Origin of the sequence: Neomoorella sulfitireducens, from assembly GCF_024733845.1 — a bacterium.
In the GTDB taxonomy this organism is placed as follows: domain Bacteria; phylum Bacillota; class DSM-521; order Neomoorellales; family Neomoorellaceae; genus Neomoorella; species Neomoorella sulfitireducens.
In genome coordinates, this window is record NZ_JANRHG010000004.1 from 21,569 (window position 1) to 48,356 (window position 26,788).

The 26,788-nt window shown below is 55.7% G+C and carries 22 protein-coding genes; 15 read left to right on the top strand and 7 right to left on the bottom strand.

Features of this window, described 5'->3' with window-relative positions; genetic code table 11:
• Positions 1–79 precede the first annotated feature (79 nt).
• Positions 80–1,186, top strand: a complete 1,107-nt coding sequence (locus tag NWF31_RS05480; RefSeq protein WP_258359510.1) for a M24 family metallopeptidase — start codon at positions 80–82, stop codon at positions 1,184–1,186.
• A gap of 9 nt (positions 1,187–1,195) precedes the next feature.
• On the top strand, positions 1,196–2,305 hold the full coding sequence (locus NWF31_RS05485; protein ID WP_258359671.1) for a type I phosphomannose isomerase catalytic subunit: 1,110 nt from the start codon (positions 1,196–1,198) through the stop codon (positions 2,303–2,305).
• Here NWF31_RS05485 and hepT read toward each other — a convergent pair.
• Positions 2,255–2,719: a type VII toxin-antitoxin system HepT family RNase toxin gene (gene hepT / locus NWF31_RS05490; RefSeq protein ID WP_422880252.1), complete on the bottom strand. Its 465-nt coding sequence runs from the start codon at positions 2,717–2,719 to the stop codon at positions 2,255–2,257. The genes NWF31_RS05485 and hepT overlap by 51 nt on opposite strands.
• Positions 2,720–2,928: 209 nt before the next feature.
• Here hepT and NWF31_RS05495 point away from each other — a divergent pair, with 209 nt between their 5' ends.
• Together NWF31_RS05495 and NWF31_RS05500 are read left to right on the top strand one after the other, a co-directional pair.
• Positions 2,929–3,840, top strand: coding sequence for a radical SAM protein (locus NWF31_RS05495; protein ID WP_258359512.1), 912 nt, complete (start codon positions 2,929–2,931; stop codon positions 3,838–3,840).
• Positions 3,841–3,932: 92 nt separating this feature from the next.
• On the top strand, positions 3,933–4,652 hold the full coding sequence (locus tag NWF31_RS05500) for a superoxide dismutase (protein ID WP_258359513.1): 720 nt from the start codon (positions 3,933–3,935) through the stop codon (positions 4,650–4,652).
• Positions 4,653–4,991: 339 nt separating this feature from the next.
• On the opposite strand, the gene NWF31_RS05505 is transcribed toward NWF31_RS05500, so the two are convergent.
• Positions 4,992–6,578: a glycoside hydrolase family 57 protein gene (locus NWF31_RS05505; protein ID WP_258359514.1), complete on the bottom strand. Its 1,587-nt coding sequence runs from the start codon at positions 6,576–6,578 to the stop codon at positions 4,992–4,994.
• 126 nt (positions 6,579–6,704) lie between these two features.
• Complete coding sequence (locus NWF31_RS05510; protein WP_258359515.1) at positions 6,705–7,295, bottom strand: DUF4912 domain-containing protein; 591 nt, start codon at positions 7,293–7,295, stop codon at positions 6,705–6,707.
• 117 nt (positions 7,296–7,412) lie between these two features.
• Here NWF31_RS05510 and NWF31_RS05515 point away from each other — a divergent pair, with 117 nt between their 5' ends.
• The 3 genes from NWF31_RS05515 to rlmD all read left to right on the top strand — a co-directional run bounded on the left by NWF31_RS05515 (position 7,413) and on the right by rlmD (position 11,485).
• Positions 7,413–9,380, top strand: coding sequence for a glycoside hydrolase family 15 protein (locus NWF31_RS05515; RefSeq protein ID WP_258359516.1), 1,968 nt, complete (start codon positions 7,413–7,415; stop codon positions 9,378–9,380).
• 98 nt (positions 9,381–9,478) lie between these two features.
• The gene (locus NWF31_RS05520; protein ID WP_258359517.1) at positions 9,479–10,177 is read left to right on the top strand and encodes a CPBP family intramembrane glutamic endopeptidase; all 699 of its coding nucleotides are present in this window, start codon (positions 9,479–9,481) and stop codon (positions 10,175–10,177) included.
• 3 nt (positions 10,178–10,180) lie between these two features.
• Positions 10,181–11,485, top strand: a complete 1,305-nt coding sequence (rlmD, locus tag NWF31_RS05525; protein ID WP_258359518.1) for a 23S rRNA (uracil(1939)-C(5))-methyltransferase RlmD — start codon at positions 10,181–10,183, stop codon at positions 11,483–11,485.
• Here rlmD and NWF31_RS05530 read toward each other — a convergent pair.
• On the bottom strand, positions 11,453–11,719 hold the full coding sequence (locus tag NWF31_RS05530; protein WP_258359519.1) for a sulfurtransferase TusA family protein: 267 nt from the start codon (positions 11,717–11,719) through the stop codon (positions 11,453–11,455). The two genes, rlmD and NWF31_RS05530, sit on opposite strands and share 33 nt — an antisense overlap.
• On the bottom strand, positions 11,706–12,902 hold the full coding sequence (locus tag NWF31_RS05535) for a YeeE/YedE thiosulfate transporter family protein (RefSeq protein ID WP_258359520.1): 1,197 nt from the start codon (positions 12,900–12,902) through the stop codon (positions 11,706–11,708). Before NWF31_RS05535 ends, NWF31_RS05530 begins: the two co-directional genes overlap by 14 nt.
• 210 nt (positions 12,903–13,112) lie before the next feature.
• Here NWF31_RS05535 and NWF31_RS05540 point away from each other — a divergent pair, with 210 nt between their 5' ends.
• The 5 genes from NWF31_RS05540 to nrfD all read left to right on the top strand — a co-directional run bounded on the left by NWF31_RS05540 (position 13,113) and on the right by nrfD (position 22,190).
• A complete protein-coding gene (locus NWF31_RS05540) occupies positions 13,113–14,804 on the top strand; it encodes a sigma 54-interacting transcriptional regulator (protein ID WP_258359521.1) in 1,692 nt (563 codons plus the stop codon).
• 61 nt (positions 14,805–14,865) lie between these two features.
• The gene (locus NWF31_RS05545; protein ID WP_258359522.1) at positions 14,866–17,109 is read left to right on the top strand and encodes a molybdopterin oxidoreductase family protein; all 2,244 of its coding nucleotides are present in this window, start codon (positions 14,866–14,868) and stop codon (positions 17,107–17,109) included.
• A 289-nt stretch (positions 17,110–17,398) separates the two neighbouring features.
• On the top strand, positions 17,399–19,978 hold the full coding sequence (locus NWF31_RS05550) for a molybdopterin-dependent oxidoreductase (protein WP_258359523.1): 2,580 nt from the start codon (positions 17,399–17,401) through the stop codon (positions 19,976–19,978).
• A complete protein-coding gene (locus NWF31_RS05555) occupies positions 19,978–20,664 on the top strand; it encodes a 4Fe-4S dicluster domain-containing protein (RefSeq protein WP_258359524.1) in 687 nt (228 codons plus the stop codon). Before NWF31_RS05550 ends, NWF31_RS05555 begins: the two co-directional genes overlap by 1 nt.
• A gap of 278 nt (positions 20,665–20,942) precedes the next feature.
• A complete protein-coding gene (gene nrfD / locus NWF31_RS05560; protein WP_258359525.1) occupies positions 20,943–22,190 on the top strand; it encodes an NrfD/PsrC family molybdoenzyme membrane anchor subunit in 1,248 nt (415 codons plus the stop codon).
• Here nrfD and NWF31_RS05565 read toward each other — a convergent pair.
• On the bottom strand, positions 22,187–22,450 hold the full coding sequence (locus NWF31_RS05565) for an AbrB/MazE/SpoVT family DNA-binding domain-containing protein (protein ID WP_258359526.1): 264 nt from the start codon (positions 22,448–22,450) through the stop codon (positions 22,187–22,189). The two genes, nrfD and NWF31_RS05565, sit on opposite strands and share 4 nt — an antisense overlap.
• 144 nt (positions 22,451–22,594) lie before the next feature.
• On the bottom strand, positions 22,595–22,891 hold the full coding sequence (locus NWF31_RS05570; protein ID WP_258359527.1) for a cupin domain-containing protein: 297 nt from the start codon (positions 22,889–22,891) through the stop codon (positions 22,595–22,597).
• A 473-nt stretch (positions 22,892–23,364) separates the two neighbouring features.
• Here NWF31_RS05570 and NWF31_RS05575 point away from each other — a divergent pair, with 473 nt between their 5' ends.
• The 3 genes from NWF31_RS05575 (at position 23,365) to typA (ending at position 26,759) form a co-directional block, all read left to right on the top strand.
• A complete protein-coding gene (locus NWF31_RS05575) occupies positions 23,365–24,360 on the top strand; it encodes a glucosidase family protein (protein ID WP_258359528.1) in 996 nt (331 codons plus the stop codon).
• Between the two features lie 147 nt (positions 24,361–24,507).
• Positions 24,508–24,801: a carboxymuconolactone decarboxylase family protein gene (locus NWF31_RS05580; protein WP_258359529.1), complete on the top strand. Its 294-nt coding sequence runs from the start codon at positions 24,508–24,510 to the stop codon at positions 24,799–24,801.
• Positions 24,802–24,980: 179 nt separating this feature from the next.
• Complete coding sequence (gene typA, locus NWF31_RS05585) at positions 24,981–26,759, top strand: translational GTPase TypA (RefSeq protein WP_258359530.1); 1,779 nt, start codon at positions 24,981–24,983, stop codon at positions 26,757–26,759.
• Positions 26,760–26,788: the final 29 nt, after the last annotated feature.

Here is a 26,788-nt window from a genome sequence, read left to right on the forward strand (position 1 = left end):
TATATCTGATGGAAAATGCTGTAATACTGCGACTATGGATTTCGAAATGGATGTTAAGCTTTACGGGAGAGTAGGAAAAATGACAAACAGGCAAAATGAAGTAGCTAAAAAGGAACAGCGTATCAGGGAATTATCTGCCAGGATGGGCCTGGATGGCCTTTGCCTTTCCCGGGCCATCAATTTCGCCTGGTTTACAGCTGGGGGTAATAACCGCGTCGTGACAGGTTCGGAAACGGGAGCCGCCGCCCTGGTGATCCTGGGCGACAGGAAGTATATAGTAGCCCCTAAAAATGAAATCGAGCGGTTTATGGAGGAGCAGGTGCCCGACCTGGGTTTTGAGTCCTGGACCTATGAATGGTATGAAAGCAGGGAAAAGGCCATTGCTGACCTCGTCGGTAGCCGCAGGATCGGCAGCGATATACCCATGGGCGGCTGGCCGGTGCTGGGTGCCGACCTCAACCGCCTCCGCTACAGCCTGACGGAAGAGGAGATTGCCCGGGCCAGGGAAATAGGAGACGTTTGTTCCCGGGAACTGGCCGCCACCTGTGTTAATATAAGCCCGGGGATGACGGAATGGGAGATCCAGGCCGAGCTATCTTACCGTCTCATCAAGTATGGCGTACGGCCGGCTGTATTGCTGGTAGGCACTGATGAACGCGCCTTTAAGCACCGCCATCCGGTTCCAACGGACAAAAGGCTGGATAAATATGCCGTCATCGGCCTGGTGGGCGAAAAGGGCGGTTTGCACCTGGCTTTGACCAGGTCGGTCTATTTTGGCCGGCTACCAGATCACTTGCGCCGGTTATATGAGGTGGCTTTAAAGGTAGAAGCAGCCTTCTTGCAGGCTAGTAAAGTTGGTATCGACAGCCAGCTCATCTTTAACCAGGGCCGGGAGGCTTATGGTGCAACCGGTTTCCCGGATGAGTGGCAGCGCCATCACCAGGGGGGAGCCATTGGCTACGCGCCCCGGGAATACCGGGCCGGGGAAGGTGCCGGAGAAACTATCCAGCTCAACCAGATGCTGGCCTGGAATCCTACCGTCCAGGGCACCAAATGTGAAGATACGGTGCTGGTAAAGGTTGGAGGTGGCCTGGAATTTTTAACCTCAGTGCCGGGATGGTGGCCGGTAGCAAAGTTAGAGCTTGAACGGCAAGAGGTCAGTCGACCCCTTATTCTAGAGAGGTAAGGGCAAGTGATGCTTAAGAAGCAGCCTTTAAGGTTAGCAGAAAACCGGGTCTGGCGGATGTACACCGGCGGCTGGCTGCTAGAAAGATTTTTAGGTAAACCGCAGCCAGCCGACGGGCATTTTCCTGAAGATTGGATTGGTTCCACTGTCCTGGCTCGTAACCCTGGCCATGACCGGGCCGGTACGGAGGGATTAAGCTATGTTACCATGCCAGGTGGAGAAAGGTACACCTTAAAGAGCCTTGTGGAGCAGGCGCCGGCGGCCCTATTGGGTGAAGAACATTACCGTAAATATGGTCCCAATCCGGGTATCTTAATTAAACTGCTGGATGCGGCCATGCGACTCCCCATACAAGTCCATCCTGATAAGAGCTTGGCGCAAAAGTTTTTTAATTCACCCTTTGGTAAAACGGAGGCGTGGCTGGTCCTGGCGACCAGGGAGATTAATAGTACTCCCCCCTATATCCTCTTTGGCTTTCGCGAAGGTGTCTCCTGGGAACAATTTTCCACAGCAGTACGGGAAAATAATTCACCGGCCCTGGAACAATGCCTGCACCGCCTGCCGGTACAGGCAGGCGATGTTTATCTTATCGAAGCGGGAATACCCCATGCCATTGGCCCGGGTAATTTAATCCTGGAAATCCAGGAGCCTACGGACATTACTATTCGCGCCGAGAAAAATGTTGGCGACATTGTAATGATCGACGAAATTGCCTACCAGGGCTTGACGTTAGAACAATCCCTGGAGTGTTACCGCTTTGAACCTCTAACTGCCGGTGAAACGCTGCGAAAATACAAATTAAAACCATGCCTTAGGAAAGAACAGCCGGGTCAAGGCCGGGAGCAATTGCTAATCAGTTATACCGATACCCCTTGTTTTGCGCTACGTTATCTCCAGGTGGATTCTTATTGGGAGGTAGAAGGCCATAAAACCTTCCATTTTATGATAGTCATCAGGGGGAAAGGGCGGCTGGTGGCTGAGAAAGCAATGCCTGACTCATCAACGACTGTTATTCAGCCAGGCGATTACTTTTTTATTCCCGCCCGGGTTCCCTATCGCATAGAGAATTTACATGGAGAGCCGGTAGAAATAATCACCTGCTGGCCGCCCCAATCCTAAACCTCGAAATATGGAGCGCATTAAAACCGCATTCTCCCTTTGAAAAATGTTTTGTAAACTCGCCAGGAAGGCATCGAGGTCGCTCAAATCTTCGCGCATAGTTTTGAGCATTTTTTTATTATCAATTTTCCCATAGCCGTATACTAAAAGGTTGCGAAAACCCATCATTTTCCCCAAACGTTTAGCCAGAGCATCATCAATCAGCTTATTTTCCCCCAACAATAAGAAACTTTCGGCATAACTGGTTGGAGCTAGATTTAATAACCTGGCACAGAGATGATTGGCTATGTTGGTGGCCGCTTCGATAAGAATAATAAATGCATACTTGGCTGACCTGACAGCTTCCAAATTGTTTAAAAAGTCCTCATCGTCGCGGGCTGCATACTCACGTAATATAGCCAAAGCTTCTTTAATATCAGCACCTTTTGTCCGAGACGGGCTATGTTCAGATCCCTGTAAGCCATAGGGCTTTAACTCCTTTTTGAAACCATTAACATTTGACCCGTAATTATTTTACCATATTATGACGGGAACTTACCACTGGGAGCTCCTCTTACCAGGGCTAAAAAAATAAGCCCCGGGTTACCCTAAGCAAAGAAATAACGGCTTAAAGGGGGACCATTATGGCTGCCTATCCGGGTTATCTGGATAGCTCCAGGAGCGGCAGGCTAAAGGACCTGGCTGCCGGTTTCATGGAACGCCTTAAAGATTGCACTGTTTGTCCCCACCATTGCCATATCAACCGGCAAAAAGGGGAATTGGGCTTTTGCCGGGCGGGCTGGGAGGTGGAAATCGGCGGCTACGGTCCCCACTTTGGCGAGGAGCCACCCCTGGTAGGGCGAGGTGGCTCCGGGACCATTTTCTTCAGCCACTGCAACCTGGGCTGCGTTTTTTGCCAGAACTATGATATAAGTCGCGGGCACCATAGCGAAAAGGTTTCCCTGGAAAAGCTGGCCCGCATTATGTTATCTTTACAGGACCGGGGTTGCCACAATATCAACCTGGTGACGCCATCCCACTATGTTCCCCAGATTATCGCCGCCCTGGCCATTGCCGCCGAAAGGGGCCTAAAGCTACCCCTGGTTTATAACTGTGGTGGTTATGAAGAAAAGGCGACCCTGGAGGAGATCGCCGGCCTCATAGACATCTACATGCCGGACTTCAAGTATACCGATCCTGAGATTGGCAGACGCCTTTCGCATGTACCGGATTATCCCCGGGTGGCAAAGATAGCCATTAAAGAAATGCAGCGCCAGGTGGGCGACCTGCAGGTGGATGCAGAGGGAATAGCAAGGCGAGGGTTAATTATTCGCCATCTAGTCCTGCCGGAGGGCCTGGCCGGAACGAAGGAGGTTATGGAGTTTATCGCCCGGGAAATCTCACCCTATGCCTACATCAACGTCATGAACCAGTATTACCCGGCCGGCGAGGCTTACCGCTACGGTCCTTTGAGCCGGCGGATTACCAGAGAAGAGTTTAAAGAGGCTTTAGAGACGGCCCGCCGGGCCAGCCCCCATTTCCGCCTGGCCGAGTAGCAGTTTTTGCAGAAGTAGCATTACTGTATTTGATGCCGTCCGGGATAGGGAATGCATAGAATATAAGGAAATAATGTCCAGGAGGAATGGGCATGGCCGAAACGCAAAATTTCTGGCCGTCATGGCCGGCGGTTCCTCCGGGCGGCCACCGCTTACCGCCCCTACCTTACCCATATAATGCCTTAGAACCTGTCATCAGCGAAAGACAGTTGCGCATCCATCACGATCGTCACCACCTGACTTATGTCGAGGGCCTCAATAAAGCGGAGTTAAAGCTGGTTGAAGCACGCCAGAAAGGCGATTTTGCCCTGGTGAAGCACTGGGAACGGGAGCTGGCTTTTCACGGTTCGGGCCATATCCTGCACAGTATCTATTGGACGGTGATGAGTCGGTGGGGGGGAGGCGGCCCGGGGAGTTTGCTGCGGGAAAAAATAAACAGTTATTTTGGCAGCATGACGGCCTTTCAGGAACAGTTTATAAAAGCAGCTGTTGATGTGGAAGGTTCCGGGTGGGCGATTTTGGTCTGGCAACCGGCCTGGGGCCGCCTGGAAATCCTGACGGCGGAGAAGCACCAGGATTTGACCCAGTGGGGCGGCATCCCCATCCTGGTGCTGGATGTGTGGGAACACGCTTATTACCTGGACTACCAGAACCGGCGCGCCGATTATGTCAAGGCCTGGTGGCAACTGGTCAACTGGCTGGAGGTAGAAAGGCGCCTGCAGATGGCTATCCGGGCCTGGGTACCTTTGACTATTGATAATTATCCGGGGATGGTCCTGGCAGAAGAAAGTAAAACCAGCTTCCCGGTATAGAGGCGGCTGCTCCCGGCTCCTGCCCCGGAAAGTTCCTCAACATACAGAATAAAACACCCATGCCGCCGGGCGGCACAGCAGCCGGAAGAAAACACGACAGCCGGCTTCTTTCAGGAACCGGTTTCAGCCTGTTCCTGCCCTCTCGACTTCAGACCTCTTGCCTCCGGCCTCCGTTTTCAAGGCCGACCTCTCCGACTGGGGACATTGCTCCCAGGGGGGTGAGGCGCGAGGTGGGATCCGGCGGAAGATGGAGGCAAAGCCACGGCACGAAGATGCTCGATAAAAGCTCGGCCCATCCTATATAGGGCGCCAATTTACAGGCCCATGGGTACGGCCTGTTTAACTGCTGGCGAAAACCCGGTAGTTGATATCCGGGAAGATATTATTATCCTCCTCCATAGCCTGCACCTTTTCCGGGTCCAGGTCATTTTTATTGATAGAGCGGGCAAGGTCCCAGAAGTTGAGCAGGTGTTTTTTCGTCCGGCTGACGGCGTAGTCAACCATAGTCCCGGTTTTCATGATGAAGGCCCAGTCGCTGCTCTGGGCTACCAGGAGTTCCCTGGCAGCCTGGTTTAAGGCGCGTAGCAGCAGGCCCGCTGCGTTCTGGTACCGGTTGGCCAGGTGGATCATTTCCTCGGCAGCGTGGTGGAGATGGCGGTAAATCCAGTCGTTGGAACCCTCCAGCCAGACTTCGTTATAACCGTTGTTCCCCCAGCTGGACATGCAGGGCGTGGCCGGTTGGTTGACGGGGAAGCGCTCCAGGTACTCGCTCGGGGTGATAAAAGTAAAGGGCTGATGGGCTAGACCCGCCACCTGGCGGAAGAGGGATTCCAAAAATTGGGGCCCCTCAAACCACCAGTGTCCGAAGAGCTCAGCATCATAGGGGCAGACAATGAGGGGCGGGCGGTCCATGTATCCGGCCAGGTAGTTAATCTGGTGTTCCCTGTTAAAAAGGAAATTGCCGGCGTGGATGTGGGCTTTGAAACTCGCCCATTCTGGTACATAAGGCTCTTTATAATTGGATTTGCCGGTAATGCGGTAGTACTTCAGGCCCGTATCTACCCGCAGGCCGGAGGGATGGATGTACGGCTTGATATAATCGTAATCCAGGTCATAGCCGATATCCCGGTAAAATTCCCGGTAATCGAAATCGCCGGGGTAGCCTTCCTGGGCACTCCACACCTGCTCCGAAGACTCAAGGTCGCGGCCGAAAGCAGCAACTCCTGCCGGGGTATAGACAGGAGCAAAAATACTGTAGCGCGGCCGCGGCGTGGCGTAAAGGAGACCGTGGGCGTCGACAAAAAAATATTTGATGCCGTAATCCTTTAAAATGACATCGTCACCCGGATTGTAGGCACATTCGGGCAGCCAAAGGCCTGCCGGCGGGCGGCCAAAGAGGCGGCGGTGGTTGTTGACGGCCACTTCCACCTGGGCCCGGACTACTTCTCGCTGGAGGCCGATTAAGGGCAGGTAGCCGTGGGTGGCGGCGCAGGTGATGATTTCTACTTTACCGCTGTCCTGGAGTTCCCGGAAGGCATTAGTAAGATTGCCGCCGTACGCCAGATAGGTGCAGTATACTTTTTCAAAGAGATCCTGGTACATGCGGGCCAGGATGTGGAAGCGCGGGTCGTTCCTGGTACGCCAGACCTCCCGGGCGGCCAGTTCCCGCCGGCGTTCCAGGTAACGGCGATAATGCTCCTGGACCAAAGCGTCAGCCATCATCGCTGTTAAAGGCGGGCTTAAGGAAATGGTAATTTTGTAGGGTATCTTGTCCCAGTTGAGGCGCTGGCAGACATGGATCAGGGGGATGTAGGTTTCGGTAACGGCCTCGTGAAACCACTTTTCGGCCAGGGAAAAGTCGTCTTCTGGATCGCGGACATAGGGTAAGTGAGCATGTAAAACCAGGGCAACATAGCCACGGGGCATGGTTTTCTTCCTTTCTGATTTCCGGACTTCCTGCCTTCGACTTCTATGGTTCAAAGTTGGTGAAGGTTGGGAAGGGGGAGACGAGTTATATGGTAATTAAGGGAAGGGCCTTCAGGTCGCCCTTATTCATTTTTTTACCAGTTCGGGAGAGCTTAGACCCCTTCCCTTGCCGTAACGTTCTACCGCCTGCCAGCAGGCTTCCAGGGGCGGCCACAGGGGGTCAATAACGCTGCTGGGTTTATCGGCCGGGGTAGTGACGATATTGGATCGAGCTATGGTAACAAAGCCGTATTCCGGGAACCAGCGCCCCAGGTCAACACAAAAGGTGCTGCAGGGTTTACCGGTATGGATATACCAGTTGTCGGCCATATCAGTGATGGCAATTTCAAAAAAGGGTGCCTGGAGAAAATCATAGGGATGGTTGGTAAGGTCGTAAATCCTTAGTTTTGGAAGGGATTTTTCCCAGGCTGTCAAACCAAAGCGCCGCTTAAGTTCATCTTTTTTAGTATCGCTTAACTCCCAGTAGGCATAGAGCCAGTAAGGGTCCTTTACCATCAGGACAATTTCATCTTTACCGTATTTTACTGGCAAATCCTGGGATACCGGTAAATGCGCAGGTAATGGTTTAGCTGCCGGGCGGGTTGCCTGCCGGCGCCGGTACCAGAAAAAGACCCCGGACAGGAAAGCTATGATAAACAGGGCGATTAAGGTTATCATGCAATAATCCCCGCTCTCTGGTGGAATAATGCTAATGAACTTAAACTCATCGCTTAGTATATCCACTTACCCCGACTTTATTGCCGCTTAAATGAGGAAAGTAAAGGGGTGTTAACTATGGCGCGAGAACTGGTTTTGGGGAACGGGCGTTTGTTGATTAATTTTGATGCTGAATTTAATATGCGTGATTTATATTATCCCTATGTCGGCTGGCCCAACCACATCGGCGGGGAGAGGAATCGCCTGGGCTGCTGGACGGATGGTCGTTTCAGCTGGCTGGGAAGCGGAGAATGGGAGCGGGAGGTAGGCTATGAAGCGGATACCCTGGTAGGCCATTGCCGGGCCAGGCATAAAGGAATGGAACTGGAAATAATTATCGACAATGCCGTCCATTTTCAAGAAGATATCTACCTGGCCCGGATTATAGTTCACAATATGGCCCCTCGCGCCCGGGAAGTGCGGCTGTTTTTTTATCATGATTTTACTTTGAATGAATCCCCCATCGGTGATACAGTGACTTACTTGCCGGATCAGAAGGTTTTACTTCATTATAAACGGGGACTTTATCTTTTAATTAATGGACGCGCGGGGGCTAATATTTTTTTCCAGTTTGCCACCGGTAACAAGCGCTTTCGCGGTGCCGAGGGAACCTGGAGGGATGCAGAGGACGGCTGGCTGGAGGGCCATCCTATCCACCACGGTTCGGTAGACAGTACCTTTAGCTTTCGCCTGCAGCTGGCCGCCGGGGAGAGAGGGGAGATTACATACTGGATTGTGGCTGCCGAAAATTTTACGGCTGCCAGAGAGTTAAATAACCGGGTGCTTTCCCAGGGAGTAAAAAACCTGCTAGCAGGCACAGCGGCTTACTGGCGGGGCTGGGTCTATAAAAATGGACGCGATTTTGCCGATTTACCCCCGGCGGTAGTTGAACTTTATCACCGCAGTCTTCTGGTCATGCGCACCCAGATCGACAACCGGGGAGCGATCCTGGCGGCTACCGATAGCGACATCTTGGCGGATGCCCGGGATCACTACGGCTACTGCTGGCCCAGGGATGGGGCTCTTGTAGCCGGCGCCCTGGACCAGGCTGGGTATAGCGAATTAACGACCGGCTTCTTTTATTATTGTTCCAGGGTACTGGAAAAGGACGGCTTTTTTTATCAAAAATATAATCCCGACGGCAGCCTGGGATCCAGCTGGCTGCCGCCGGTGCACCGTGGTGAGTGTATTTTACCCATCCAGGAAGACGAAACCGCCCTGGTCCTTTGGGCCCTGGGCCAGTCCTTTCGCCTGGGACGAAATTGGGTTCTCGTGCACGATCTTTACCCGGCCCTGGTACGCCCGGCGGCCGATTTTCTGGTGGAATATCGCTATCCTGAGCTGGGGCTGCCCCTGCCCAGCTATGACCTCTGGGAAGAACGGCGGGGTATCTTTTCTTTTACTTCTGCTGCCGTGTATGCCGGGTTGACTACCGCTGCAGATATAGCGCGACTGGCCGGGGATATTTTCCGGGAAGACCGTTATCGGCGGGCAGCGGTAGAGGTTGGGCGGGGGATTAACGAGCATCTTTATTCTCCGGATCTGGGGCGCTTCATCAGGGGGATTTACAGGGAAGATGACGGTAGCCTGGTGCCCGATTTTACCCTCGATGCCAGCCTCGCGGCCCTGGCTTTTTTGGAAGTAATACCGGTGCATGACCCGCGCCTGCAACGGACTATGGCGGCTGTGGAGGAAGGATTGAAGGTCAGGACGGAAATCGGCGGTATTGCCCGCTACACCGGCGACTATTACTTTCGCAAAAGCGATAACCTCCAGGTTGCTCCGGGTAATCCCTGGTTTATTTGCACCCTTTGGCTGGCTGAGTGGTACGCTTTAAGGGCGCAAAATTTAAATGACCTGGATGCAGTTCGCCGTATTCTTACCTGGGCGGCGGAACGGGCAACCCCGGCCGGCATGCTCCCCGAGCAACTGCACCCCTTCACCGGCGAACCCCTGTCCGTTTCTCCCTTGACCTGGTCCCATGCCACCTTTGTAAGCGCCGTAGAAAAATACCTCGCCCGGAAGCGGCAATTGCAGGTACAATAACCTTTGCAAATATTTGGGGCATGTTATATATTTTAAAGAAAGCCTGCTGCTGGCGTTGTGGTATTGCTCCTATAGTTAAAGCAAATGTGGTGAGGCAAATGAAGGGAGAAACGGAGAAAATACCCTGGAATCTATGGCACTGTCTCCTGGTATTGCTGAGTATGGTGGCGGCGGGTTACGGTATGGCATTACTGGTGCGCTTTTTTGCTCCGGGGTTGTCCCTGGCCTGCCGTTACCTGCTGGTTGGTCTGGCCCAGGGTGCGGCCGTCTTGGGGGGGCTCCATTATATCGTCCGCGTTAAAAACGGCCTGGGATTGGAAGCTGTGGGCTTAAAAACCGCTTCCATCCCCATGGCCATAACCTCAGGCCTGGGGGGCGGGCTGGTTTTATTTTTGCTGGTAATCATAGTGGGTAGCCTGTTGCAGTTATTTTTACCTGATCAGGCGCCCCAGCCTTTCACTGAACTGGTCGTCAATGCCCGGCGGCCCGGCGATCTAGCCATACCGCTGTTTCTTGCTTCTTTTTTTGCTCCCGTGACAGAAGAACTTTATTTCCGGGGTTTTCTTTTTCCCGCCCTCAAAGAACGTTACGGGTTGAAAAAGGGTCTCCTCGGTAGCGGCTTAATCTTTGCCCTGCTCCACCTCGATCTTGTCCGCTTCCTGCCCCTTGCCCTGGGTGGCGTCGGCCTGGCCTATCTTTATGAACGGACGGGAAGCGTCCTCTCTGCCATTGTCGCCCATGCTACCTGGAATACAATCATGATTTTCCTTCTTTATTTTGCTCTGCGGTGGGTATAAAACATGCAGAAAATCGATATAACCGGTCTCAACCACGAAGGGGCGGGAGTGGGCCGCCTGCAAGGCGGCATGGTAGTATTTGTGCCGGGAGCCCTGCCGGGAGAAAGGGTAAAAATTGAAATCGTGGCCAGGAAAAAACATTATGCCCTGGCGCGGCTGCTGGAGATCGAAAAAGCTTCCCCGGATCGGGTGTTACCTCCCTGCCCGGAGGTGTACCAATGTGGTGGCTGTCACCTGCAGCATCTCGACTACCGGGCCCAGCTTTTATGGAAACGGCGCCAGGTTGTTGAAGCCCTGCGGCGCCTGGGAGGTTTGCGGGACGTTAGCGTCTTGCCGGTCCTGGGAATGGCCAACCCGTGGGGATACCGTAACAAGGTGCGGCTTCATGTGGCTGGTAACCGCCTCGGTTTTTACCAGCCGGGAAGCCATGAGGTAGTCCCCTTTGCCCATTGCCGTCTCCTGCCATCCGGGCTTCTGGAACTTGCCCGGGAGATAGCCCGTCTATTGCCGGGCCTGGAAAAGGGCCTGGAACACGTGACCCTGCGCCAGGGCCGGGCTACAGGGGAGATGCTGGTGGCCCTTGAGGCCCGGTCCGGCTGGCCGGGGGCAAAGGTGTTGTCTGGGGAACTGGCCGGTCGCTTCCCGGAACTGGTGGGAATAGTAGCCCATCCTACTAAAAATGACAGGGGAGGGTTTAGGGAAACCCTTCTTTTCGGGAGGGATTACCTGGAGGAACGCCTGGGTGCACTGCGTTTCCATATATCGGCTACGACCTTTTTTCAGGTAAATTCGGCCCAGGCCGAGGTCCTTTACGACCGGGCAGGGGATTTGGCCGGCCTGCGGGGCGGTGAAGAGGTCCTGGATGCCTACTGTGGTAGCGGGTCGATTGCCATGTGGTTGAGCCGGCGGGCGGGTATGGTTACCGGGGTGGAAGTGGTAGAAGGAGCCGTTAAAGACGCCCGGCGTAATGCTGTTTTAAATAAGATTAATAATCTCAGCTTTCATGTCGGGGCTGCGGAAAGGGTATTACCGCGCCTGGCCGGGGAAGGTTACCGGCCGGAAGTAGTTGTTTTGGACCCGCCCCGGTCCGGTTGCGACCGCCGGGTGCTGGCAGCCGTAGCGGCCATGCAACCCCGCCGGATAGTTTATGTTTCCTGCAACCCGTCGACGCTGGCCCGGGACCTGTCCTACCTGCAAAAAACAGGGTTCACCCTTGGACCGATGCAACCGGTGGATATGTTTCCCCACACCCATCACATTGAGTGCGTGTGCTGCCTAGACCGGATGGAGGTTTGTTATCCGAATTAGCCATTCTCCCTCCCTTAAAAGTTCAACCCTTTGCACTTCGTATCCCTGCCTTTTAGCCAGGTCGGGGACGTCCTTTGTTGCGGCAGGACAATCCACTAACAGGTCTAAATAGCTGTCTGACGGCAGCTTTTCCAGAATGGCCGTGATAGCGTATTTGGGATAGGGGCACATCCATCCGCGCATATCAACCTGATAATGGTTATCGTTTACTTTAACTGCTTTAAGCTCTTTCATGCTTACCGGCCTCCACCCAGAGGATAAATAAGTAGAATAGAATTAAGAAACCGTAGATAAAGGCGAGGGCTCCTCCCCACCCCAATAATTGAGGCAGAAATACCGGCTTGCCATAAAGCCACCCCTGGCCGACTTTCTGGCCGTAGATGTGGACCCAGGCTCCGGAAGTTAACATGGCCGTTAAAATCGCCGTCCAGGAACGAGTGTAACCTTCGCCGCTGCGGGCCAGGATGCCCACGCCGCATCCCCCGGCCAGGACCATGCCGGCACCGAAAATGAAACCGCCGGCGATATTATGCCATCCGGCAGGGAAAACCATGTGATCGGGTTGATAGCCCTGGGCCTTGAGGAGGGCGAAACCCATGACGCCTACGGCCATTCCCAGCAATATCCATTTCATAACCTTGCCGTCACGGCTCACCAGAATTTCGCGGAAAGCCCCTGCAAAACAAAGACGCGAACGCTGGATAATGAGCCCGAAAAGGATGCCGAATAAAAACAGACCTGCATTTTTGGGCATGCCTGCCAGGTAATAAATGACGGCAAGGAGAAGTGCAAGGGAGAATACCAGGACACCCCACTGGGGTTGACGGGATAAAACCTTCACCCCTTGCGTTTCACCCTTTGGGGCGGCGGAGAAGTCCAGCTTCTGCATAGCTTTGTGCATCTGATATTGGAGAATCCTGCCTCCTACATAGGCTCCCAGCAGGAGCCCCACAGCAGACAGGGGGCCGCTTAAAGAAAAGGCCATAGTAGCTACCCAGAATCCTCCCACATTACATGGGGGCATGAGGAGCGTACCGAAGCCCATCAGTATGCCCCCGGCAGCGCCCCAGAGATAACCCTGCCAGTCTTCTTTGCGGATTTTAAATTCACGGGCCAGCAGGGCAGCCCCGAGGGCGCCGACTATAATACCTATGTCAATCATGCTATGCATGTCCAGGTAAATAGGTTTTACAGGGTAAGGTGCAAAGGGGCTTTCCGTTTTGATTCCCATTATGTTATACAACCAGCTTCCCCACATGGCCATTTGGGGAAAGACGCCCAGGGCCCGGGCATACATGAACATAAATAGATTGGTAATGGTCAGAGCAAAAACACCCGCTCCGATAGGCCAGGGTTCGGTAAAAATCCTTGACCAACCACCTTTTAATGACTGCCAGACATAGCTTTTAGAGCTCAAGGTATCATCTCGCTCCTTCGGGGTTGATATGCCAACGATATTCGCTGTGATATTATAGAATCCTGCCATGTTTTATATTCCTTTTTGGAATATTAGAACGACCAGTTGCGGAAGGGTACGAGGCACTCAGCAAATTGGGCGGGTTGCAGGCGGGAACACGAAATGTTAACATAAAAAAGAACAAGACAACCATCCGGGGAGGGGAGAAAAATGGCCTGGACTGCCGGGGATTTTTGGGCTACAACCTTTAACGCCCTGCACCAGGGCATGATCTACGTCGATGCCGGCGGCCGCATTCAAGTCGCCAACCCCCTGGCCGCCGCCATCCTGGGGCTGGCCGGCCGGGATTTAAAGGACCGGCGGTTGACGGAGGTCTTTCCGGAGACGCGCCTGGCCGAAGTCTTTACCAACCATAGCCCCCTCCTGGGAACCTGTTTTACCTCCGGCGCTAAAAACTACCGCGTCGATTATTTCCCCGACGACGAAGGGGGAGTCGTCGTTCTTTTCACGGAAAACCAGCCGGATGCAGCGCAACTCCAGGCCCTCAATGAACTCTACGCCGCCCTCCTCGATGATTTTCCCCTCTATCTGGCGGTGGCTGACCGCCAGGGTATAATTGTAAGTATCAACCAGATGTATGCCGAACTCCTGGGCTGGCGGGCCGATGCCCTTACCGGGCGAAAAATCGGCGAGGTTTTAACCTTCAGCCGCCTGCCGGAGGTCCTGGCTACCGCCCGGCCGGTAGTCGGCTTTGAAGCCCGTTATGCCAGCAAGAAACTGCTATTGTCGGAAATGCCTGTCAAAGATGCCGCCGGCAACCTGCTGGGTGCCGTAAGCAAGGCCGTGGCCGTTGATGATCTGGCTGCCGCAGGCATGAAGGATATTACCCGGCGTCTTCAGGTTTTAGAGAGCAAAGTCCTTTTTTATCAGCAGGAACTGGCTTCCATGCAGGGGGACCAGGACGCCTGGCAGGGTATCCTGGGGATCAGCCCGGCCATGGTTCAATTGAAAAAACTGGCGGCCCGGGTGGCCCGGGGCGAGGCCAACGTTTTAATTACCGGCGAGAGCGGTACCGGCAAGGAGCTGCTGGCCCAGGCCATTCACCGGGCCAGCTCCCGCCGCAATGAACCCCTGATCAAAATCAACTGCGCCGCCATCCCGGAAAACTTATTGGAGGCCGAGCTCTTCGGCTACGAAGAAGGGGCCTTTACCGGGGCGGCCCGGGGCGGACGGCCGGGCAAGTTTGAACTGGCCGACGGCGGCACCATATTCCTCGATGAAATCGGAGATTTACCCCTCAGCATGCAGCCCAAACTCCTGCGGGTCCTGCAGGAAAGGGCCTTTGAACGGGTGGGCGGCCGCCGGACCACTAAAGTGGACGTGAGGATCATCGCCGCCACCAACCAGGACCTCCTGGCCCTGGAGGCGGCCGGCAAGTTTCGCCGCGACCTCTATTACCGCCTGGCCGTAGTAAACCTCACTATACCGCCCCTGCGCGAGCGGCCGGAGGACATCGAGGTTTTGACGGCGGCCATTATCCGGCGCCTTAACAGCCGGTACGGTATGGACGTCAGGGGCCTGGCCCCGGCAGTGCAGGAGCTTTTTTACCGTTACCCCTGGCCGGGCAATGTCCGCGAGCTGGAAAACGTCCTGGAGCACGCCTTTAATTTCCTGGAGCCGGGGGAAGAGATTATCCGCCGGGAACACCTGCCGGCGGCAATGCAACAGGCAAGGGGCAACGGGGCCGGCCTGGAGTTGAAGGAGGCCGTTGCCGAAGCAGAAAAGGCGGCCATCCAGAGGGCCCTGGCGGCCGCCAACGGCAACAAGCAGGAGGCGGCAAGGCTCCTGGGCATCCATCCTTCCGGCCTGTACCAGAAATTAAAGCGTTATGATATCGAGTAACTTATGTCAGGCGGGCCGCCCGGTTACCGGGGGGTAACGCTTGCCGAAAGAGGGATCGACGATGGCACTGGCAGAGTTGCAACAGGGGATAGTCAGCCTGTTTCAGGACCGGGGAGAAGCAGCCGTGGACCGCTGGGTGGCTACCACCTGCGGCTATTGCGGAACCGGCTGCGGCCTTTACCTGGGGGTAAAAGAAGGCCGGGCTGTGGCAGTCAAGCCTGATCCCGCCGCGCCAGTGAATAAAGGCCACCTATGCCTTAAAGGCCTGTATGAGTGGAAAACCCTGGATCACCCGGAGCGGGCGACGGTACCCCTCCGGCGCCGGGATGGTGCGATGGAACCCGTGACCTGGGAAGCGGCCCTGGCCGAGGTGACGCAGCGCCTCCGGGAGGCCCTGGTAACCGGCGGGCCGGAGGCCGTCGGTATTTATCACGGCGGGCAGTTGACCCTGGAGGAATACTACGCCATCCACAAGCTGGCCAAAGGCGTCCTGGGCACGCCCAATATCGACGCCAACACCCGGCTCTGCATGGCCTCTACGGCAAGCGGTTATATTCGCTCCTTTGGGGTGGATGCCCCGCCGGGGTGCTACGAAGACCTGGATGTGAGCAGCCTCGTCTTCATCTTCGGCGCCAACCCGGCGGAGATGCACCCCCAGCTCTGGCAGAGGATTTTGCGCAACCGCAAGCTTAACGGGGCTAAAATCGTAGTCGCCGATCCGCGCCTCACCCTGCCGGCCCGGGCCGCCGACCTCCACCTACGTTTGCGCTGCGGCAGCAACATTCCCCTGCTGTACGGCCTTCTTAATATTTTGATTAAGGAAGACATGCTGGACCGGGATTTCATCCGGCGATCTACGGCAGGCTTCGAGGAACTGGCGAGGGCTGCCGTCGCCTTCCCGCCGGAGCGGGTGGCCGGTCTAACCGGCGTATCGGCGGCGGATATTGTGGCCGCCGCCCGCCTTTTCGGCCGTTCCCCCAGCGCCGTGACCGTCTTCTGCCAGGGGGTCAACCAGAGCAGCCAGGCGGTCGATACGGTAACTTTGATTAACTCCCTGCACCTGATCACCGGTAAAATAGGCCGGCCGGGCTCAGCCCCTTTTTCCCTGACCGGCCAGGCCTCGGCCCTGAGCATGCGGGAGATCGGCGGCGGCGGTTCTTTACCTGGTTTCCGCAATCCGGAGAATCCCGAGCACCGTCGCCAGGTGGCCGACTACTGGGGTATCCCGGCAGAACGGTTGCCCCGCCGGGTCAATGACATCAACCGCATGCTGGAGCTGATAGAAGGCGGGAAGCTCCAGATCCTATGGATTATCGGCACCAACCCGGCCGTCTCCCTGCCGGATCTGGGCTTCAGCCGCCGCCAGCTGGAAAAGGTTTTTTTAATCGTCCAGGACATATTCTACCCCATGGAGACGGCGGCCTTCGCCAATATCTTCCTGCCCGCCGCCGGGTGGGGGGAAAAGACGGGGGTAGTTACCAACTCGGAACGGCGCCTGGACCTGGTCCGCCGGGCCGTGGACCCGCCGGGAGCGGCGCAGGACGACCTGGCCATCGTTACCCACGTGGCTAGCCGTCTGGATACAGGGGAACTATTTGCCTGGCAGGACCCGGAAGATGCATTTCGGGAGTTGCGGGAGCTCACCCGCGGCCGGCCCAATGATATGACGGGGGTGGATTACGCCCTGCTGGAACGCGAGGGGGGCGTCCAGTGGCCCTGCCCGGAGGGCGGCCGTGGAACACCGCGGCTCTATACTACCGGTGTTTTTCCCACGCGGCCGGAAGAAGCCCAGGGTTATGGCGAGTTTAATCACCCGGAGGGCAGGGCGCACCTCTGGGCTGTTCCTTATACACCGCCGCCGGAAGTACCTGACGGAGAATTTCCCTTCTGGCTCAATACCGGCCGGATTATTGAGCATTACCATACCCGTACCAAGACCAAGCGTATACCAGAACTCCAGGCCCTGGTCCCTGAAGCTTATGTAGAAATTAACCCGCAAGACGCGGCCCGCTTGCAAGTGGCCGAAGGTGAGGTGGTGCGGGTGGTGACCCGCCGGGGCTGGGTTGAAGTACCGGCCAGGCTTACCGAGGTGGTGGCGCCGGGAGAGGTTTTTATCCCTTTCCACTTCGGTGACCTGGACCCCGGCGAGGGGGGATGGCGCCAGGCGGCTAACCACCTAACCGGCCGGAACGTCGACCCCCTTTCCGGCCAGCCCCTGGCCAAGGCCAGCGCCTGCCGGATCGAGAGGCGGGTTCCCGGAAGGGGGAGGCAAGAAAGAAGCATGGGGCAGGAAGGCCGGGGTTAAAACTGAAACGGCCAAGAGGTTTCTATAAAACTAGAAGGTATTCTAAGATTTTAGAGACATTATCAACTCGGTAAGGTAAAAAGTCCCGGGAAAATGCACCCTGGGGCTTTTTGTTTTGCCGGCACGAAAATTGCAATAAAAACATGTATAAATATGTTACTTTCACAAGACGGGGAGGTAGAGATAATGATCAGAAATACTATGGTATAGTAACGTCGTAACGGCCGAAATTGGGTGTAAATGCCGGGAGCCGACCCCGGAATGCGCCATGGAGGTGACAGGCTAAATCATGAAGGATGAAAATAAGAAAGAAGCATTCAGGCTCAGCCGGCGCCAGTTTTTAAAAGCGTCGGCGGCGACGGCCGTCCTGGCGGGTGCGGCAGGAAACAGCAAATATTTTATTTCCCAGGCTGCGGCAGGGGAGGGCCCGACCCCCTTAAAAGACGTTAAATACGTGCGCAGCACCTGTTCGCCCAACTGCACTTCTTCCTGCGGCATCAGGGCCATGGTGGTGGACGGCCAGATAAAGGCCTTATTTCCTACCAATGATTATCCCGAGCCCGAGTACGGTCCCCGGGGTTGTTTAAGGGGTTTGAGTTATATTAACGTTATTTATGGCCCTGACCGGATCAAGAAACCCCTCATCAGGACGGGAGAACGGGGTAAAGGAGAATTCAGAGAGGTTTCCTGGGAAGAAGCGCTGGATTACACGGCCAGCCGCTTACAGGAAATTGCCACCAAATACGGCCCGGAATCTGTTTGTTTCAGCTTTCAGGTAGGCGGGACCGGCCACGTCCAGAAAGGAGCGTGGACCGCTCTCTCTACCCTGGCGGGATGGAATTTGAACCATCCTTATGATAAGAATGGCGACCTGCCCATGTTCTGGCCCCAGACCTTCGGCGTCCAGTCGGAAGAGCTGGAACCCCTGGAATGGGCCAATTCCCGCTATATTGCTGTTTTTGGTTCCAATATTATGGTAACGCGCTTGATTGATTCTGACTTCTTAATCAAAGCACGTAATAACGGCGCTAAACTTGTTGTTTTTGACCCTAACTACTGCCCAACTGCAGCTAAAGCGGATGAGTGGATCCAGCTTAAATCCAGCAGTGACGCGGCCTTAGCCCTGGGGATGGCCCGGGTGATAATCGAAGAAAAACTGTACGACGAAGAATTTATCAAAACCTTTACCGATATGCCCCTTCTGGTGCGCCTTGACACCGGGAAGCGCCTGAAGGCGGAAGAAGTCAAAGGCCTGGCCAGACCGGCGGATGTACCGCCCTACCGGGAAGCTTTTGTCGCTTATAACGGCGGTTTCCTTGTCGTGCACCCGGATAAACTCGAGCTTCCCCTCAATGTGGCCCTGGAAGGGGAACTGGAAGTGGAATTAAAGGACGGCACCAGGGTGAAGGCAAAACCAATCTTCCAGCTGCTGAAGGAACACCTGGCTGCCTATCAACCGGCCTATGTGGAACAAGAAACGGGGGTACCGGGGGATACCGTTGTCCGCCTGGCCCGGGAGATGGCGACTACAAAACCCCTCCATGTCATCTACGGTGCCAGCAACTACCAGTGGTATCACGGTGACCTTAAGGGCCGCGCCCTGGCCCTGTTGCCGGTGCTGACCGGTAATATCGGTAAACCGGGTGCGGGTATTTCCACCTATGCCGGCCAGTACAAGATCCGGTTTAATGTTAAAGAATGGTGGTTCCCCAAGCCGGCCAGGTGGCTTCCTTGGCTCTATATCCTGCATGGTCCCACTAAGGGTATGAAAGCCCAATGGCCCAAGAATGGGGTGAAGGCACTGATCTTTGGCTGGGGTAACCCCTTCGACCAGCATAATATGGCCGACCGTTTACGGCAAATGGCAGCCAGGGGAGAAATAGAATTTATCGTCGGCCTGGACAACCAGATGACCACCAGCTGTCTTTATAGCGACGTAGTATTCCCGGTAGCCAGCTGGTATGAAAAGACCGAGCTGACAACCACACCTTTACACCCTTATATGCAGTTGCAGCAGCCGGCCATTAAACCTCTATACGAATCGAAATCCGAACTTTGGATTGCCAGGGAGATTGCTAGGAGGCTTAACCCTGACTTTGAGAAACACTTCTTTCCTGGCCTTGATGAGAATATGGCGGCCGAAAAGGTAATAGAACTGCTCCTTAAAACCGGCGGCCCGCCGGTGGCCGGGATTACCCTGGAGCAGCTCAAGAAAGGCCCGGTGCGGCTGAAATCAGAGGTACCGGGGAATCGCCAGATCCCCTTTTACGAGCAAGTGCAGTTTAAAAAACCCTTCCCCCCGGTTAGCCGGCCGGCGGCAATTGAAGCTACAGCTAAATTTGTTAAAAGCGGCAGGATTGAATTTTACAAGGAAGAAGATACCTTTATGCAACTCGGCGAAACCTTGCCCGTGCACAAGCCACCCTTTGAGGATAGCGAGTATGCCTTGAACCCGGAAGCTAAGGGCAAGTACCCCTTCGCCTTTATTACCCGTAACTCCCTTTACCGGATTCATTCGACCCACGCCAACAATATCTGGCTGGACGAACTGCAGGACAACAGGCCCAAGGTCTTCTTAAACCCTGAGGACGCGGCGGCAAAAGGGATTAAAGAGGGCGACCTGGTGGAAGTTTACAACGACCGCGGTAGGGTCAGGGGCTACGCCGTCCTGGCCCCCGGCCAGGGGAGGCAAATAATCGTCTTTGAACAGGGCTGGTGGAGCCGCTATCTCAAAGGAGATTCTTATAACTCATTAACCTATCCCTTTATCAAGCCCACCCATGAGGTCTACTTTGTACCGGGGATATGGGCCCCCAATACAGCCTGGAACGAAGCCCTCTGCGACGTACGAAAGGCAGGTGAGGTGTAATGAAGCTGGGAATGGTCATTGACCTGGACCGCTGTATCGGCTGCCGTACCTGCGTTGTGGCCTGTAAAGGGCATAACTCGCAACCGCCGGGCACCTGGTGGAACCGGGTATTTACACCTGGAAGTAAGGAGCACCAGATCCCCCTCGCTAAAGACGGGGAAGCGCAGATGTACTTTTTACCCGTGTCCTGCCAGATGTGCGAGAACGCTCCCTGCGAAAAGGTCTGCCCGGTTGGGGCGACTTATACCGACGAACAGGGCCGGGTGCTGGTTGACTACGAGCGCTGCATCGGCTGCCGTTACTGTATGGTCGCCTGTCCCTACGGCGTGCGCCAGTTTAATTGGGAAGACGCCAGAAAAGCCAAAGAGAAAGCCGGTTACATGCCGGGCTATGATTACGGGTATCCCTTCGAGCACCGGGATAAAAGGGGGCGCCTGGTCTACACGCCGGATCGCCCGAAGGGGGTTGTGGAAAAATGCACCTTCTGCGTGCAGTATACGGATCAAGGCGATCCGCCCATCTGCGTTCAGGCCTGTCCGGCCAGGGCGCGTTTCTTCGGCGACCTCGATGACCCCAGGTCGGAGGTAAGCCGCCTGGTGCGGCAACGGCAGGCCCTAAGGCTGAAAGAAGAACTGGGTACAAAGCCCAAGGTCTTTTACCTGCCGCCCACAGGACCGCGGAAGTAAGGCAAGACCTTTGCCACAAGATAGAGCTATCCTGGCTTAGTTTGAATGGGCGAGCCTCTACCTGGGGGTCGAAGCGGCCGCGGGCTCTGCCGGAGAGCGAGGGCGGGGCCTTCTAACATGGCCGGGAATCCCGCCTTAAGCTTCACGGCTGACCCAGCACTCAACCTCCAAAGTTTTTGTTGGCGAAGAGTCACCTGTTCCAAACGAGTTGAGTGCTAGGCGCTCCTTAAGGGGTTTGGTGCGAGCGAGCAAACGACATTTTTTAGGAGGGAGATCCTGTGAGGAAACTAAATGCGGCTTTTGTCCCGGGTCTGGTTCTTTTGCTGGTAAGTTTATTGACCTGGGGCTACCAGCTTAAAAGCGGCCTGATTGTGACCGGCATGCGCAATCCCTTTAGCTGGGGACTGTATATTGCTACCTTTGCCTTCTTTGTGGGGATCGCCGCCGGGGGGCTAATCGTTTCTTCTTCGGTTTACCTTTTCAATCTTGAGCAGTTAAAGCCCTTTACCCGCATTGCTTCCCTTTCCGCCTTTGCCAGCATTATGGCCGCGGCGGTAATCATCCTGCCTGACCTGGGGCGGGTGGACAGGATTTACAACTTGCTGCTGCACCCCAATTTCCGGTCGCCTTTAATCTGGGACGTAATAGTTGTTTCTGCTTACACCGTTTTGACTTTCTTAAGCGTTTATTTGCAGCTTTTACCGGACTGGAAAAAGGAAGGACGCGGTTTTCTTAACGGCTGGACAAGGAAGCTTACCCAGGAGGAAGTAGAAAGCATTGCTGCCAGGTGGTCCCGGCGGGTAGCCGTGGTGGGGCTCCCGGTGGCGATTCTAATTCATACCATCACGGCCTTGATTTTTGCCACCCAGGCCTCCCGCGGCTGGTGGTATACGGCCGTTTTGCCTCCGGATTTCATCGCCGTGGCGGTGGCTTCCGGGACCGCCCTGGTCCTGGTGATTGCCCTGCTGATAACCGGCAAAGAGGAGTTTGGCCGGTATGCCGGCGCCTTTGACACCCTGGCCCGGATCACGGCTGGCGCCCTGGCCGTCCACTTCTTTTTCGTAGCCATGGATCTCCTCATCCACTGGTGGTGGGGCGGTCCCGAAGCCCTGGCGGTTCTATCCCTGGTGTTTAACCGCTACGCACCCCTCTACCTGGTGGAAATAGTCCTACCGGCCTTTGTTATGATTTATTTCTTTACGGGGAAAGCCAGGCGGTCGCCGGGCAACCTCCTTTGGGGCTGCTTTCTACTATTTACCGGCGTCTTTGCCCACCGGCTGATGCTGATGTTCCCGGCCTTCAACCAGTATCCCTTAAGCCTTTCCCTGCCGGGAATGGAAGTGGAAAGCTGGCATTACCCGGTGGCCATCGGCGGCTTTAAGGCGGGAGCGCCGGTATTTGCCGGCTCCTGGCCCTACGTGCCGACCCTCCTTGAAGTTGCCGTTGATCTCTTGCCCTTTGGCCTGGCCCTGTTGATTATCACCTTGATGGTAGGTTCGTACAATTTCTTGCCGGAGAAACGTTAAGCCGGGACGACGGTCCCGGCTTTATAGTTTTCTTTTCCGGTTCCCCTGGCATGTTCTGCTTGCAGCGACCGGACCAGGCTGGTTTCACCCTTTAACGCTCCGTACAACCGCACGAAGGGCTTTTCTTTCAAGGGGACCAGTACCAGCTTTCCCTCGGCCACCTGTACCTCAAACTTGTTCCCCTGCTTGATGGCATATTTTTTCCGGATGTCAGCAGGGATAATTAGCTGTCCTTTTGAAGATATCGTCACTACTGGCACTGCCTTACTCCCTCCCTTAACTTACATTATAAAGGTAAGGCCAAGGAGAATCAATGTATCCGCAAGCCCCCCCTGGCATTTTAAAAAGGAGAAGCGTTCCGGCGCCGCCTTTACAGGACTATTTTTTCGGGTTGGGGATCTTCATCACCAGGACGCTGAAATCGCTGCCGGCATTGGCCTCCAGGGCGTGGGGACACCGGCCGGGCTGACTACTATCTCCCCGGCTTTGACTTTCACCGTTTCCGGACCAACGGTAATGGAGCCCTCGCCCTCTATGACATGGAACAGCACGTCTACCGGCGTGGTGTGGGACGGCACCTCGTCACCCGGGGCCAGGGTCAGGTTCATGATATTGATGTAAGGCACATCTAATACGGCCCGGGCCTTGACGCCCCTGGGAGTTACCTGCTGCGGTAGCTCGGCGATGCGAATGATATCCATGAGACATTCCTCCCGTGTATTTAGCTTCTATTATAAAGTCTGCTATCTGGAGAAAAAGTGATGTATATCACCTTCAAGGCCGGTTATGTCATTGTGGCCATGGTTAGCACCTCTGCTAATAGAGTTTTTCACGGGCCGGAACCGGCTGCCTATACCGGAACTCCGTTTTGAAGTGAGTTGTGAGCAGGATGGCTCCGCCGGCGTGATCTTGAGCCATAAGGGAAAATCCCGGTCAATTTCTCGCCGATATAGAGACAATTACCGCAGCTTTAACCAGGCGCATCCGCGCCGAGGAAGACGAGCTTTATCCTTTGGCTGAAGGAGTTTAGGCAGCCTCTGCGCGAGGATTTCAGCTATGCGCATATTCTTTCTTGAAGGCCTTAACAAGGGAGTTTCTCGCCGATAAAGAAATACTCGTTTCAATGCTAGAATAGACACCCCTGCCATACCATATGGTAGGGGTGATTTTTAGTATGGAAGCCATTATCTGCCAGGAAGCTGAATGGATTCTTTCCCAGCAGCTAGCTAGCGGGGCGGTGGTCACCGCCTATCCGGGTCAACCGAAGATCGTGCCCTATTTCGCCCACCTGGCCCTCTACGGCCTGGCGGCCTGGGGCTTGAACCTTCCGCGGGTGCGGGCCTACCTGGACTGGTACCTGGCCCACCTGGAGAGGCCCGATCGCTACGGCGTCACGGGTACCGTCTATGATTATTACCTGGATGAGGGGGGTATGGAGGTCCCGGCCTACAGCTATGATTCCTCCGATTCCTACGCTGCCACCTTCCTCACCCTGGTGCGGCTTTATTATGAGGCCGGCGGCGACACGGCCTGGGTGGAGGCCCACTGGCCGGAACTGGAGGTGGTGGCCGGGGCCGTGTTGGCCACGTTGCAAAGGGATAATCTTACCCTGGCCCGGCCGGACTGGCCGGTAAAGTATTTAATGGACAACTGCGAAGTCTACCGGGGCTTAAAAGACTACGCCCGGCTGCTGGCGGAGGTCAAAGGGGCAGGAGAGGCGGGAAGGTACGAGGCCCTGGCCGATAAGGTCAAAAGGGCCCTGGAAACCAAGATGCGGCTCAACGGCGGTTACTGCCCGGCCGTTTACCGCGCCGGCCTGCGCCGTCGGCCCAACTGGCGGCGCTGGTACCCCGACGCCCTGGCCCAGCTTTTCCCCATTATTACCGGCGTCCTCACGCCCCAAGGGGAGGCCGCCCGGCGCTTGTACGCCAATTTCCTGCGTAACTACCCCCACTGGTACCGGCAGACGCAGCCGGAGAATTTCATCACCACCCTGGTGGTCTATACCGCCGCCTTGATGGAGGACCGCTGGCGGGTGCGCCAGTATGTTGCCGGGCTGGAGGAGAATATTATTGCCCGGGGTCATCCCTGGCCCTACCACGCCGCCGAGGCCGGTATCCTGCTCCTGGCCATTAAAGCTTATCTGGCGGGGGGAGCAGCTTATCAGTAACCGGGGAAACATAAAAACGGCGCGGAGCATAAAATGCCGACAGGATTTTGTATCTGCAGGGAGAATATGTAAAGGAACGGGAATAAGGGGGCTTCATTTAAATACTGGAGGCTCCCCTTCCCCATACCATCATAGGAGGCGATATCTATGCCCTTGCCGCCCTTTATTGAAGCCCTGGCTGAACGGGACCCGGAGTTTTACCGGGCCGTTAAAGCAGTTGCGGAAACGGCCATGGCCCCCGGCGCCCTGGATGCAAAAACAAAGACCCTGATCACCCTGGCCCTGGACGCCGCCCACGGCGCCAGTGAGGGCGTGGCCATCCTGGCCAAACAGGCCCGGGATTTGGGCGCCAGCGAGGAGGAAATCCGGGAATCCCTGCGCCTGGCCTACTTTGTCGCCGGGAATGGTGTCCTGGCCACAAGTGGTGCCGTCTACCGGTAAAGGGACGAGTCGGTTACCTTGATAATGAACTTCCTCGCTCGACCGAAGGAAGGAGCATCCCCCAAATCCCCTGGTATCCCCATAGTGTGAATGGTCTCCCTTCACCCTTGCGTCCTCCCGTCCCTTGCGCTATACTCTATACGGCAAAAAGCGCACAAGCAAAGGGACGGAAGAAACTTATGGAGCAGCTAAAAATACGCAACCTGGCGATTATCGCCCATGTTGATCATGGCAAGACAACCCTGGTCGACGGCATGTTAAAACAGAGCGGAGTTTTTCATGAAAAGCAGGTGGTCCAGGAGCGTATCCTGGACCGCAATGATCTGGAGCGGGAACGCGGCATTACCATCATGGCCAAAAACACCGCCGTCTTTTACCGGGGTTATAAATTGAACATTGTCGATACTCCCGGCCACGCCGATTTCGGCGGCGAAGTGGAGCGCATCGTCCAGATGGTGGACGGTGCCCTCCTTTTGGTGGACGCTTTCGAAGGGCCCATGCCCCAGACCCGCTTTGTTCTGAAAAAGGCCCTGGCGGTTGGCTTGAAACCGATAGTTGTCATCAATAAGATGGACAGGCCCGACGCCAGGCCGGCAGCGGTGGTAGACGAGGTCCTGGAGCTTTTCATCGATCTGGGTGCCACCGAGGAGCAAATGGACTTCCCGGTGGTCTACACCATCGCCCGCCAGGGAAGGGCCAGCCTGGACCCGAACCGCCCCGGCGAGGATTTGCAACCCCTCTTTGACACCATTGTCCGCTATATACCGGCTCCCAGCGGCGATCCGGAGGCTGCCCTGCAGGTGGGAGTCAACCTCATTGATTACGACACCTATGTAGGCCGCCAGGCCATCAGTCGGATATATAACGGCACCATCCGCGTCAAACAGGAGGTGGCCATCGTCCGGGCCGACGGCAGCCTGGCCCGGGGGCAGGTGGCCGCCCTGCATGTCTTTGATGGGCTGCGCAAGGTGCCTGTAGATGAGGCCGCCGCCGGTGAGATTGTAGTCGTCAGCGGCCTGGAAGAGATCAACATCGCCAACACCATTACTTCACCTGATGCTCCAAGGCCCCTGGACTTCGTCCGGATCGACGAACCTACGGTGGCCATGACCTTTATGGTCAATAAAAGCCCCTTCGCCGGCCGGGAAGGGGAATATGTAACTTCCCGCAAGCTGCGGGAGCGCCTCTCGCGCGAGGCGGAGTCCGACGTCAGCCTGCGGGTAGAAGAAACGGATTCCCCCGAAGCCTTCCTGGTATCCGGGCGGGGCGAGCTGCATCTGGCCATTCTCATTGAAACCATGCGGCGTGAGGGATACGAATTTGAAGTATCCCGGCCCCAGGCAATAGTGAAAGAAATAAATGGGGTAAAATGCGAGCCGGTTGAAGAACTGGTCATCGAGGTGCCCGAGGCCTTTATGGGGATTGTTATTGAACGCCTGGGGCCGCGCAGGAGCGAGATGATCAACCTGGAAAACAAGGGTGACGGCCAGGTCCGCCTGACCTTTCATATTCCCACCCGCGGCCTTTTCGGCTTCCGGTCCGAATTCCTCACCGATACCCGGGGGCTGGGAGTAATGTACCACGCCTTTCACCATTATGCCCCTGTAAAGGGTGAGATTGTCACCCGGACGCGGGGATCCCTGGTAGCCTTTGAAACCGGGGAAACCACCAGTTACGGCCTGGAGAATGCCCAGGAACGGGGCGACCTCTTTGTCGGGCCGGGGGTACCCGTGTACCGGGGTATGATCGTCGGCGAGCATTCCCGTCCCGGCGACTTGATGATCAATGTCTGCAAGAAAAAACAGCTTACCAACATGCGCAGCTCTACTGCCGATATTGCCGTCAAGCTCACGCCACCCCGTGAGATGAGCCTGGAGCAGTGCCTGGAGTTTATTGCCGCCGATGAGCTTCTGGAAGTGACGCCTAAATCTTTGCGGATGCGCAAACGGGATATATAATAAAGTGTACTGTATACATGCAGCTATTC

Excerpts from the sequence above, each read along its gene's own strand:
- NWF31_RS05480 (WP_258359510.1), top strand. The coding sequence starts at position 80 with ATGACAAACAGGCAAAATGAAGTAGCTAAAAAGGAACAGCGTATCAGG.
- NWF31_RS05485 (WP_258359671.1), top strand. The coding sequence starts at position 1,196 with ATGCTTAAGAAGCAGCCTTTAAGGTTAGCAGAAAACCGGGTCTGGCGG.
- NWF31_RS05495 (WP_258359512.1), top strand. The coding sequence starts at position 2,929 with ATGGCTGCCTATCCGGGTTATCTGGATAGCTCCAGGAGCGGCAGGCTA.
- NWF31_RS05500 (WP_258359513.1), top strand. The coding sequence starts at position 3,933 with ATGGCCGAAACGCAAAATTTCTGGCCGTCATGGCCGGCGGTTCCTCCG.
- NWF31_RS05505 (WP_258359514.1), bottom strand. The coding sequence starts at position 6,578 with ATGCCCCGTGGCTATGTTGCCCTGGTTTTACATGCTCACTTACCCTAT.
- NWF31_RS05510 (WP_258359515.1), bottom strand. The coding sequence starts at position 7,295 with ATGATAACCTTAATCGCCCTGTTTATCATAGCTTTCCTGTCCGGGGTC.
- NWF31_RS05515 (WP_258359516.1), top strand. The coding sequence starts at position 7,413 with ATGGCGCGAGAACTGGTTTTGGGGAACGGGCGTTTGTTGATTAATTTT.
- NWF31_RS05520 (WP_258359517.1), top strand. The coding sequence starts at position 9,479 with ATGAAGGGAGAAACGGAGAAAATACCCTGGAATCTATGGCACTGTCTC.
- rlmD (WP_258359518.1), top strand. The coding sequence starts at position 10,181 with ATGCAGAAAATCGATATAACCGGTCTCAACCACGAAGGGGCGGGAGTG.
- NWF31_RS05530 (WP_258359519.1), bottom strand. The coding sequence starts at position 11,719 with ATGAAAGAGCTTAAAGCAGTTAAAGTAAACGATAACCATTATCAGGTT.
- NWF31_RS05540 (WP_258359521.1), top strand. The coding sequence starts at position 13,113 with ATGGCCTGGACTGCCGGGGATTTTTGGGCTACAACCTTTAACGCCCTG.
- NWF31_RS05545 (WP_258359522.1), top strand. The coding sequence starts at position 14,866 with ATGGCACTGGCAGAGTTGCAACAGGGGATAGTCAGCCTGTTTCAGGAC.
- NWF31_RS05550 (WP_258359523.1), top strand. The coding sequence starts at position 17,399 with ATGAAGGATGAAAATAAGAAAGAAGCATTCAGGCTCAGCCGGCGCCAG.
- NWF31_RS05555 (WP_258359524.1), top strand. The coding sequence starts at position 19,978 with ATGAAGCTGGGAATGGTCATTGACCTGGACCGCTGTATCGGCTGCCGT.
- NWF31_RS05570 (WP_258359527.1), bottom strand. The coding sequence starts at position 22,891 with ATGGATATCATTCGCATCGCCGAGCTACCGCAGCAGGTAACTCCCAGG.
- NWF31_RS05575 (WP_258359528.1), top strand. The coding sequence starts at position 23,365 with ATGGAAGCCATTATCTGCCAGGAAGCTGAATGGATTCTTTCCCAGCAG.
- NWF31_RS05580 (WP_258359529.1), top strand. The coding sequence starts at position 24,508 with ATGCCCTTGCCGCCCTTTATTGAAGCCCTGGCTGAACGGGACCCGGAG.
- typA (WP_258359530.1), top strand. The coding sequence starts at position 24,981 with ATGGAGCAGCTAAAAATACGCAACCTGGCGATTATCGCCCATGTTGAT.